10 protein-coding genes are annotated in these 8,814 nt (G+C 72.9%); 6 read left to right on the top strand and 4 right to left on the bottom strand.

Annotated features, from left to right (window positions below; all coding sequences use genetic code 11):
- Window positions 1-282 precede the first annotated feature (282 nt).
- Window positions 283-606: a hypothetical protein gene (locus ACTIDRAF_RS0207860; RefSeq protein WP_016698178.1), complete on the top strand. Its 324-nt coding sequence runs from the start codon at window positions 283-285 to the stop codon at window positions 604-606.
- 349 nt (window positions 607-955) lie between these two features.
- On the top strand, window positions 956-1,666 hold the full coding sequence (locus ACTIDRAF_RS31860; protein WP_157162909.1) for an alpha/beta fold hydrolase: 711 nt from the start codon (window positions 956-958) through the stop codon (window positions 1,664-1,666).
- A 74-nt stretch (window positions 1,667-1,740) separates the two neighbouring features.
- On the opposite strand, the gene ACTIDRAF_RS34425 is transcribed toward ACTIDRAF_RS31860, so the two are convergent.
- Complete coding sequence (locus ACTIDRAF_RS34425; RefSeq protein WP_052168748.1) at window positions 1,741-2,010, bottom strand: hypothetical protein; 270 nt, start codon at window positions 2,008-2,010, stop codon at window positions 1,741-1,743.
- On the bottom strand, window positions 2,007-2,453 hold the full coding sequence (locus ACTIDRAF_RS34420) for a class I SAM-dependent methyltransferase (protein WP_211215289.1): 447 nt from the start codon (window positions 2,451-2,453) through the stop codon (window positions 2,007-2,009). Before ACTIDRAF_RS34420 ends, ACTIDRAF_RS34425 begins: the two co-directional genes overlap by 4 nt.
- Window positions 2,454-2,657: 204 nt before the next feature.
- Here ACTIDRAF_RS34420 and ACTIDRAF_RS0207845 point away from each other — a divergent pair, with 204 nt between their 5' ends.
- The 3 genes from ACTIDRAF_RS0207845 (at window position 2,658) to ACTIDRAF_RS0207835 (ending at window position 5,896) form a co-directional block, all read left to right on the top strand.
- Window positions 2,658-4,298 carry a nucleotidyl transferase AbiEii/AbiGii toxin family protein gene (locus tag ACTIDRAF_RS0207845; RefSeq protein ID WP_026065883.1) on the top strand — a complete coding sequence of 547 codons (1,641 nt, stop codon included), beginning with the start codon at window positions 2,658-2,660 and terminating at the stop codon, window positions 4,296-4,298.
- Between the two features lie 254 nt (window positions 4,299-4,552).
- The gene (locus ACTIDRAF_RS0207840; RefSeq protein WP_026065882.1) at window positions 4,553-5,269 is read left to right on the top strand and encodes an SGNH/GDSL hydrolase family protein; all 717 of its coding nucleotides are present in this window, start codon (window positions 4,553-4,555) and stop codon (window positions 5,267-5,269) included.
- A 336-nt stretch (window positions 5,270-5,605) separates the two neighbouring features.
- Window positions 5,606-5,896, top strand: a complete 291-nt coding sequence (locus ACTIDRAF_RS0207835; protein ID WP_016698174.1) for a DUF4287 domain-containing protein — start codon at window positions 5,606-5,608, stop codon at window positions 5,894-5,896.
- Between the two features lie 136 nt (window positions 5,897-6,032).
- Here ACTIDRAF_RS0207835 and ACTIDRAF_RS0207830 read toward each other — a convergent pair whose 3' ends face one another.
- Complete coding sequence (locus tag ACTIDRAF_RS0207830; protein WP_016698173.1) at window positions 6,033-6,683, bottom strand: TetR/AcrR family transcriptional regulator; 651 nt, start codon at window positions 6,681-6,683, stop codon at window positions 6,033-6,035.
- A gap of 75 nt (window positions 6,684-6,758) precedes the next feature.
- On the opposite strand from ACTIDRAF_RS0207830, the gene ACTIDRAF_RS0207825 reads away from it, so the two are divergent.
- Window positions 6,759-7,595: an alpha/beta fold hydrolase gene (locus ACTIDRAF_RS0207825; RefSeq protein ID WP_016698172.1), complete on the top strand. Its 837-nt coding sequence runs from the start codon at window positions 6,759-6,761 to the stop codon at window positions 7,593-7,595.
- Between the two features lie 491 nt (window positions 7,596-8,086).
- Here ACTIDRAF_RS0207825 and msrA read toward each other — a convergent pair whose 3' ends face one another.
- Complete coding sequence (gene msrA / locus ACTIDRAF_RS0207815; protein WP_016698170.1) at window positions 8,087-8,755, bottom strand: peptide-methionine (S)-S-oxide reductase MsrA; 669 nt, start codon at window positions 8,753-8,755, stop codon at window positions 8,087-8,089.
- Window positions 8,756-8,814 lie beyond the last annotated feature (59 nt).

The raw sequence follows: 8,814 nt of genomic DNA, 5'->3' as shown, positions 1-8,814 counted from the left end.
TAGTGAAACTCTTTCAAGTTTAACACTTTGAGGTGAAGTACCGACGAGCGAAGCCAACACGGGCTCCGAGGACGCCAGAATTTTTCGCATGAAAATTTCAGCATCCCCGGCCCACCGGTCGGCGTTGGATGGTGAAGAGCACGGAACCACGCACGCGTTGGCTGCTTCCAACAGTGGTCGGCCCCGGCGCACACCGGCCGTCCAGTGACCGACAACCTCCCGTCGGGACCCCCCGCGGAAGGTGCACATCCAGCCGCTACTTCGGGGAAGCGGGGTCCGCGAATGATCCACTACCAGGCGCCGGAACACGTCCTGGTGCCACGTCGACTCACCGGGCCACCGTCCAGGGGCGGGTCGGGCGGTCCAGCTCCCGGACCCCGCCGCCCCTCCGAACTGGAGTACGAGCGGGCCGCCCGTTCCACCGAGGGCGAGTCGGTGTGGCCCGGCCTCTTCCGCCGGCAGCTGCACCGGGTCGACGGGCCGCAGAACCGGGTGCGCATGGGCGACGCCTACCTCATCCTGTCGGCCTGCGGCGCGCTCGCCCTCCCCTCGGTGGGAGGCCAGCCAGCCGGGTATGCGCTGTGCTCCCGGTGTTTCCCGCGCTGAGACCACGCCCGGGTCCGCACGGCGCCGGGCCGCGCGACACCGGGGAGCACCACCCCAGGACCAGCGGGTGGACCACCGGGTAGCCCTGCCCCGACGAGCCGGACCGGGAGCACGCCGAGGCCGGCAGCGCCCCGCCGCCTGTGTCACCAACCACTGTCCCGCCACCCGGACGCGTAGCGCCCCTACAGTCGCACTGGGTCCCGACGGTCCTCGACGGCGACCCGCCGTGGCGACGAGCGCGCTGCTCCTACCGTCAACCCGGACCCAGGCTGCCCGGTCCCCACCACGGCACGGACCAGGAACGGAGCCCGGCGGCACGCGACCGGCGGCGCTGGGAGGGGTGGAGCCGGTGCGCCAGCGCATCGACCTGGGCGGCGGAGCCGTCCTGGGCTACCGGCGGGGCGGCGTCCCCGGCGGGCCGCCCGTCGTCGTGCACCACGGCCTGCCAGCGCACGACCGTGCGGTGGAGTCGTGGCTCGCCCGTGCCGAACGGCACGGGCTCGACCTCGTCGTACCGGACCGACCGGGGCACGGGCTGTCGTCACCGGCGCCGTGGCGGTCGCCGCTGGACGTGTGCGCCCCGCTCGCCCTCCTCGCCGAACGCCTGGGCCTCGGGCCCTTCGACGTGGTCGGCGTCGCCGTCGGCGCCCCGTACGCCTACGCGACCTCGGTGGGCCTGGCGAGGAGGACCCGACGGGTCGCGGTGCTCGCCGGCCGCCCGTTCCCGCCCCCTTCCGGAGGCGGAGGCCGGCGGGGCCAGGGCGACGCGGCGCGACCGCCCCCGGTCACGACCTCCGGAGGGCCGGGCACCGACGAGCCGTCGGGCGTGGCCCAGGACCGCCGGCTCGTCGGCGGGGACTGGGGCTTCTCCGCCGACCAGGTGCGCCACCCGGTGTGCCTCTGGCACTGGCGGGAGGACGAGGAGGTGCCCTTCCCCTCGGCGACGGCGAGCTGGGCACTGCTCCCCCACGCCGAACTGCGGGTGCGCCCCGGGGCCGGTGATCCCCTCGACCCGGTCGCCGAGGACGAGCTGTTCGACCTGCTCACCGAGGGCCGGTGAGGCAGGGACCGCGCCGACGCCGGCACCCGCCGCGACGCACGCCCCCACCGGCGCGCCAGCCGGTGACAGCGCCCTCACGCCGGACGCGCACGGAGCCACAGGTGCCAGGGCACCTGGCGGTCCCGGTCGTTCGTCACCCAGTCCGGGGTGGGCTCGCGCAGTGCCTCGAGGAGCAGACCCGCGTTCTCCAGCGCCCGGGTGTAGTCCTCCAGCGGCCGGTACCAGCCGTTCCACACCATCCGGCTGCCGTCGACCACCTGCTCCACCTCGAACCGCTCCCGCGCGAAGTACGAGCGGGCGATGACCCGGGACGCACTCGGGTCGTCGGAGGACGGTCGGCTCACGTTCGCCACCGGGTGAGTGATGGAGACGCAGAACGCCCGCCGGGCCGCAGCACGCGAGCCGCCTCGGCCACGGTGCCCGTCAGGTCGTCGACGTCCATCAGCACGTTGTGCGAGACGACCACGTCGAAGACCCCGTCGGCGAACGGCAGCGCGGTGCCCTCGGCCACCGCGTACGCACCACCGTGATCGGCGTCCCGCGCGGCGCTCACCAACGTGGGTGATGCGTCCACGCCGTGCACCCGGTGACCACGGGCCCGCAGCTCACGGCTGATCCGCCCCTCGCCGCAGCCCAGGTCCAGCGTCGCGGCGCCCGGCGGCGGAACCAACGCCAGGAAGCGCTCCCGGAGGTGCCACCAGGAGTCGAAGCCGGGTCTGCGCGCCCAGGCGATCCAGTTCCGCGCCTGTTCCTCCCACGCCCGCGACAGGCGCCCGGTTCCCGCCACCACTCCAGCGTAGGCACTGCGGGCCGCCGCACCAGTCGTGTCGCGACGAGTGGCCACCTCCTACTCCGTTCGGCGTCCCACGCTCGACCGAACGCGAGACGAACTCGCAACCGGCCGGCACCCGCCAGGAGGGTCGCACCGGGCGGGCATGATTCAGGGCGCGAGCGGAGGCCAACCCGGCCTCCACGGATGCGGGGAGCGTTGGTGCCGGACTTCCGCGGTGACTTCGAGACTCACCTGACCGTGCGGGCGGACTCGGACCCCGGGCGGCTGGCGGCCTGGGCACGGGCGCACGACCTGAAGTTCACCCACATCCTGCTGTCCCAGGGAAGGACGGCGTCCCAGCCGATGCTCACCTACCCGGGCTGCGGATCGCTGACCGAACAACGCGCCACGGCGAGGACCTGGACGAACCGGCTGGCCAGGGCCGGGTACGAGGTGGTGCGCGTCAAGATCGAGGCCGCGCCCTGGAACGCGGACGTACCCCTCACCGAGGAGGCCGCCGCCACCCTGCCCACCCACTGCCACTTCGAACACCACGTGAAGCTGCTCCTGCCAGACGAGGAAACCGTCCGGCTGGTCACGAAGGTGGCCGCCGAGCACCGGGCCCGGGTGTCCCGGAACGCCCGACGCCCCGCCACCGGGGGCGGCCACGAACGGTTCGTCACCCAGCGTTGCTACAAGGTCGGGCGCCAGACCGCCCGGGCACGCCTCGACATGCTGCTGGACGGCCTCGGCGCCACCGGCTGCCCGGTTCTCGAGGTCGAGGAGGAGTTCGTCGTCGTCGACGACAACCCCGCCGTCGACGACGGGTGGTTCGAGCGGAGCTACCACCAGATGGCGTCGTCCTGGCGTCTCCTCCAGGGTGTCCCGCTCGCCCGGGACGAGTTCACCGACGGGGTGCCGCCGACCCCGGCCAGGGGCACCGAGCTCTTCCCCACCACCTACCTGCCGCTGACCCACGGCGCGGGCGCCACCCAGGCACCCATCTTCGATCCCGCCCTCAAGCAGTACGACCGGGCGTTCCGCGCCGGTGAGCCCGCCTTCACGGACCCGCTCACCGGGCAGCGCTGGTACCACACCCGACGGCTGGTCATGGACCACCTGTTACGCATCATCAGTCGGGCCGGTTGGGCCGAGCACCTCCTGCTCCGGGGCAGCCGGCTGCTCAAGGCCTGGCTGCCCGAGGCCAGGGAACCGGGCGACCTCGACTTCGTCGTGTTCCCCCACAAGATCAACCCGACCAGCCCGTGGGCAGTGGACTTCTTCGAGCAGTTCGTGGCGGCCGTCGCCTCGGCGGCCACCCTGGACGGCTCGATCCGCCTCGACACCCGCGACGTCGCGGTGGATCCGATCTGGACCTACGAACGCGCCGAGGGCCGTCGGCTCGTCATCCCCTGGCACGCCCCCGGCCTGCCCCCGGGAAGCGTGCAGCTCGACTTCGTGTTCAACGAGGAACTGCGCGACCGACCGGTGATCACCCAGCTCGCCGCCTTCGACGGCGGCGCCCCGATCCCCCTCGCCACGGCCAGCCCGGGCCTGTCGCTGGCGTGGAAGATCCTCTGGCTCGCGAGCGACTCCTACCCGCAGGGCAAGGACCTCTACGACGCCGTCCTGCTCGCGGAGGAGTTCCCGCTGCGGCTGGACCTGCTCCGCCGCGTCCTCCGCCCGGAGCTGGAGCGGGGAGCCGACGACTTCGACGCCTCGGCGATCCTGGCGTTGGAGGTGGACTGGGCGGAGTTCGTGGCCGAGTACCCCACCATCGTCGGGGACGCCGACCTGTGGCTGCGCCGCCTCGCCGAAGCCCTGACGCCCACGTTCCGCCCGCGCACGGTGACCAGGTGACCGTTCCGGCGCTCCTGGCCGGGTCCCGCCGGTGACCGGGGCCGTCCCGCGCCCGACGCCCCTCGAACGCGGGTCGAACGCCGCGTCGATCGCGAACGCCCTTGCCTTCGACAACCGGGGGTTGGTTGACTCGGGGCGGGCATGACGACGTTGTCACCCACCGCACCGCCCGCCCGGGTGACGCCCGCGCGGCCCCCGCGCCGCCTCCTCCCGTCGACGTCGTCCCCGACCTCCGAGCAGCGGAAGTGGTGACCATGTCGACGAGGACACGTTCCCGCCTCACCGCCGTGTTGGCCGTGCTGATCACGGCGCTGGTCGGGTCGCCGGTGGCCGCTGCCGCCCCACCGGTCCTCGGTCCCGAACCGGTGCGGGTCATGCCGCTCGGCGATTCCATCACCGGCTCCCCCGGCTGTTGGCGGGCCCTGTTGTGGCGCGACCTCCAGGACTCCGGGCACACGGACGTGGACTTCGTGGGCACGCGGGCCCCGCAGGGCTGCGGCTTCCCGCACGACGGCGACCACGAGGGCCACGGCGGGGCTCTCGTCACCGAGGTAGCCAGGCAGCACCTGCTCCCCAGCTGGCTGGCCGCCACCGACCCCGACATCGTCCTCATGCACTTCGGCACCAACGACGTGTGGAGCGCCCGTTCCACCGAGGACGTCCTCGACGCCTACGACGTCCTCCTCGACCAGATGCGGGCGGCCAACCCGCGGATCCGGCTCATCGTCGCCCAGATCCTCCCGATGGACGCGCCGAACTGCCCCGAGTGCGCCCAGCGGGTGGTGGACCTGAACGCCGCCGTGCCCGCGTGGGCGGCGGAGCGGAGCACGCCAGGCTCCCCCGTGCTGGTCGCCGACCACTGGACCGGTTTCGACACCGACCTCCACACCTATGACGGTGTGCACCCCAACGCCGAGGGGGATCGGCGGATGGCCGACACCTGGTACGCGGCGCTGACCCCACTGCTCTGAGCGGTTGGTCGCCGGGGAGCGCCGGTTCGCCGGCGGGAGGAGCCCCCGCCGCCCGGCGTCCGGCGGGAGGACGAGCGCGGTCGGTCCCCCGCCGCTCCCGTGCACTGCGGTTCCCGGGCACCGGCCGCGACGGCGGGGAGGCGGTGGGGGCCGACGCCGTCCCGAGCGGCACTCGTTCCGGCGCGGCGCCCCCGGTGCTCGACGACCGCCGGCGGACACGGCAGCGCGGCCGCACCCACATTGTCGGTACCGAACGGTACCGTACGAATCGGCCGTGACCACGGCTCCGCCAGCGCGGCCCGCCACCGCCGGCGGCACCCGGACCAGGAGGAACACATGTCGTTCCAGGCCTACCTCGACACCATCGAGCGCAGGACGGGGCTCACGCCGCGACAACTGCTGGAGATCGCGAGGGCCAAGGGCTTCGACGACCCCTCGGTGAAGGCCGGCGTCATCCTCGACTGGCTCCGCGAGGACTACGGGTTGGGACGTGGCCACGGCATGGCACTGGTCCACGTGATCAGGAGGGGCCCGCGGATCGACGCGAGGCACGTCGGAACGAGCGGATCGCACCGCGACGAGTCGGAGATCCTCTGGCTCGACGGCAGGGAGAGCCGCCCCTCCTGATCAGGGCGACGCGCACCCGGTGCCGGCGCGGGAGGCGCCCCACAGGACGAACACCGGCTCCGACCGCGACCGGGCCGTTCTGGTCGAGGCGCCGGTGGCAGGTCCTCGCCGGGGGCACGCCCTCCTCCCCGAGGCCTCAGCCCGCCTCCTCGTCGCGCCGGTAGGCACGGAGGAACGCCCGCACACCGGCGTCGACCACCGGTGCCAGCTCCGACTCGGAGACCGGCCTGGTAGCGGCGGCGAACATCGTCTGATTGCTGGGTATCCACAACAGCATCCCGGCGAAGTGGTTCGCGGCCAGCAACGGCTCCGGAACATCCAGCAGACCACGGGCGTCGAGCACGGAGAGGCAACGCCCCAGGGTGTCGAGCATCGGGAGGAAGCCCCGCTCCCAGTAGAAGAGCCCGAGTTCGGGAAACCGCGTCGCCTCGGCGATGACCAGGCGTCGGAGCTGCTGGATACGCGGGTTCATGATCGAGCGGGCGAACCGGTCAGCCAGGTCCCGCACCGCCTCCTCGGCGGTCCCCACCTCGGCCATGCGGTCCACGAGCGGGAGGAACGGATTGCGGACACGGTCGCACTCGGCGCGGATGAGCGCGGTGAAGACGCCCTGTTTGTCGCCGAACGCCCTGTACAGGGTCTGCTTGGACACCGAGGCGGCGGCGGCGAGTTGATCGGTCGAGGTACCGACGTACCCGTTGGCCACGAACGCCTCGAGGGCGCGCTCGAGCATGAGCTCGCGTTTGGCCTCCCCCTTCGAACCCGCGGCGGATGTCGACTCAGCCATCTTGACCTCCAGAGTACCGAACGGTACCGTACTTACCGCGAGTACCGATCGGTACTCATGTCGTCGAGGAGCATAGTGACCACTCACATCGTGACCAGCGCGGACGGAACGCCCATCGCCTTCAGCGTGACCGGACCAGCGGACGCACCCGCCATCATCAGCGTGGACGGCGCGACGATGTTCCGGGCGATGGACTTCAGCGACGGGGCGGTCGGTCGCCAGCTGGGTCAGGCGTTCCGCTTCGTCACCTACGACCGCCGGGGACGGGGCGAGAGCGGGGACACGCACCCCTACGCGGTCGAGCGGGAGATCGAGGACATCGCCGCCCTGATCGACCACCTCGGGGGACGCGCCGCCCTGTTCGGTGTTTCCTCCGGCGCGGTGCTGGCACTCCGCGCCGCCAAGGCGGGTCTTCCGATCGACGCGCTCGCCTGCTACGAGCCACCCTTCGTCGTGTCCTCGGACCGTGAACCGGTCGCGGCCGACTACGTCGAGCGCCTGGACCTCGCGGTCGCGGACGGCCGCCCCGGAGACGCCGTCCGACTGCTCATGACCGAGGCCGCCCTGACACCGGCGCCGGTCGTGGACAGCATGGTCGAGCAACCGTTCTGGCCAGCGCTGGAAGGGGTCGGTCACACGGTCGCCTACGACGGACGCATCATGGGCGACACCATGCTGGGCCGGCCCGAGGCGCTCGACGTCTTCCACGACGTCGGGACACCCACCCTCGTCCTGAGCGGCGGCGCCAGCGATGCCTGGATGACGACGGCGGCCGAGGAGTTGGCGAAGCGGCTCCCCAACGCCACGGTGGAGGTGCTACCCGACCAGACGCACCAGGTCGACCCGGCCGTGCTCGCCGCAGCCCTGTTCCGGTACTTCACGTCGATCGCGAACGCGCCGGCGGGAGCGTGACGGGCTCGGCCGGTTGTTCCTCGACTGGCGGCCACCGGCCGGCTCCCCGACCCGTCGACCGGGCGTGGTGGCTTCCGGCGGTGGCCACCGCTCAGGTCAGGCGACCTGCCGAACGTGGAGCCCGGGGGTGAGGACGTGCCTGCCCCCGGCTTCCACTCCGGCCCCGCGGAGGACCGGAGGGAGCGCCAGGGCGGCCGGGGCCACGAGCGGGGCCCGGCGCGGAAGCCGGTCCCTGCCCTCCACGACGGCGGGCACACCGGGGGGCCCACCTCCGCCGACGCGTCCCACCCCGGTGGTGGTGGTGGTGGAGCGGCGGTTGGTCCGCCGGCCCGTTCTCCCGACTCGTGGACCGCCGCCCAGACGGGCCACCTGCCCGGCACACCGGGCTCGCCCCGGGGCCCCGGCGCCCGGACGGGACACGTCGAAACCGGTGTCCACCGCGCGCGTCCTCGGCCAGGGGAGACCCCGCCCGGGTGGGCGGCGCGCTCGGTTCAGGCGTCGCCGGTGCGCAGGCCGACCGGGCAGCTCACCCCGGTGCCGCCGATGCCGCAGTAGCCGTTCGGGTTCTTCCCCTCGGACAGGTACTGCTGGTGGTATGTCTCGGCGTAGTAGAAGTCCCGCAGCGGTTCGATCTCGGTGGTGATGGTGCCGTGGCCCGCCTGGGAGAGCGCGCGCTGGTACTCGTCCCTGCTGGCCAGGGCCTCGGCCCGCTGCGCCTCGTTTGTGGTGTGCACGACGGACCGGTACTGGGTGCCCACGTCGTTGCCCTGCCGCATGCCCTGCGTCGGGTCGTGCCCCTCCCAGAAGACCCGCAGCAGCTCGGCGTAGGACACCTCGGCCGGGTCGAACACCACCAACACCACCTCGGCGTGCCCGGTGAGCCCGCTGCACACCTCCTCGTAGGTGGGGTTGGGGGTGCTGCCGCCGGCGTAGCCCACCGCCGTGGACCACACGCCGGGGGTGCGCCAGAAGATCCGCTCCGCTCCCCAGAAGCAGCCCATGCCGAACACCGCGGTGGCCGTCCCGGCCGGGAACGGCGGTGTGATGCGCCGCTCCGGCCACACCGCGTGCCACTCGTGCACGGCCATCGCCTCCGCCCGCCCGGGCAGGGCGGACGCGGCATCGACCGGGGTGCTCCCACGCTGACCGAACCACGTCATGCCGCCCACTCTACGGACGGCGTCGCACCGGAACCAGGGACCGGCTGCGCGGAGGACCG

Origin of the sequence: Actinoalloteichus spitiensis RMV-1378 (assembly GCF_000239155.1) — a bacterium.
Lineage (GTDB): Bacteria > Actinomycetota > Actinomycetes > Mycobacteriales > Pseudonocardiaceae > Actinoalloteichus_B > Actinoalloteichus_B spitiensis.
This window is presented reverse-complemented; position numbering and strand designations above follow the sequence as displayed.

Coding starts and splice junctions, on each gene's coding strand:
- ACTIDRAF_RS0207860 (WP_016698178.1), top strand. CDS start 283: ATGATCCACTACCAGGCGCCGGAACACGTCCTGGTGCCACGTCGACTC.
- ACTIDRAF_RS0207840 (WP_026065882.1), top strand. CDS start 4,553: ATGTCGACGAGGACACGTTCCCGCCTCACCGCCGTGTTGGCCGTGCTG.
- ACTIDRAF_RS0207835 (WP_016698174.1), top strand. CDS start 5,606: ATGTCGTTCCAGGCCTACCTCGACACCATCGAGCGCAGGACGGGGCTC.
- ACTIDRAF_RS0207830 (WP_016698173.1), bottom strand. CDS start 6,683: ATGGCTGAGTCGACATCCGCCGCGGGTTCGAAGGGGGAGGCCAAACGC.
- msrA (WP_016698170.1), bottom strand. CDS start 8,755: ATGACGTGGTTCGGTCAGCGTGGGAGCACCCCGGTCGATGCCGCGTCC.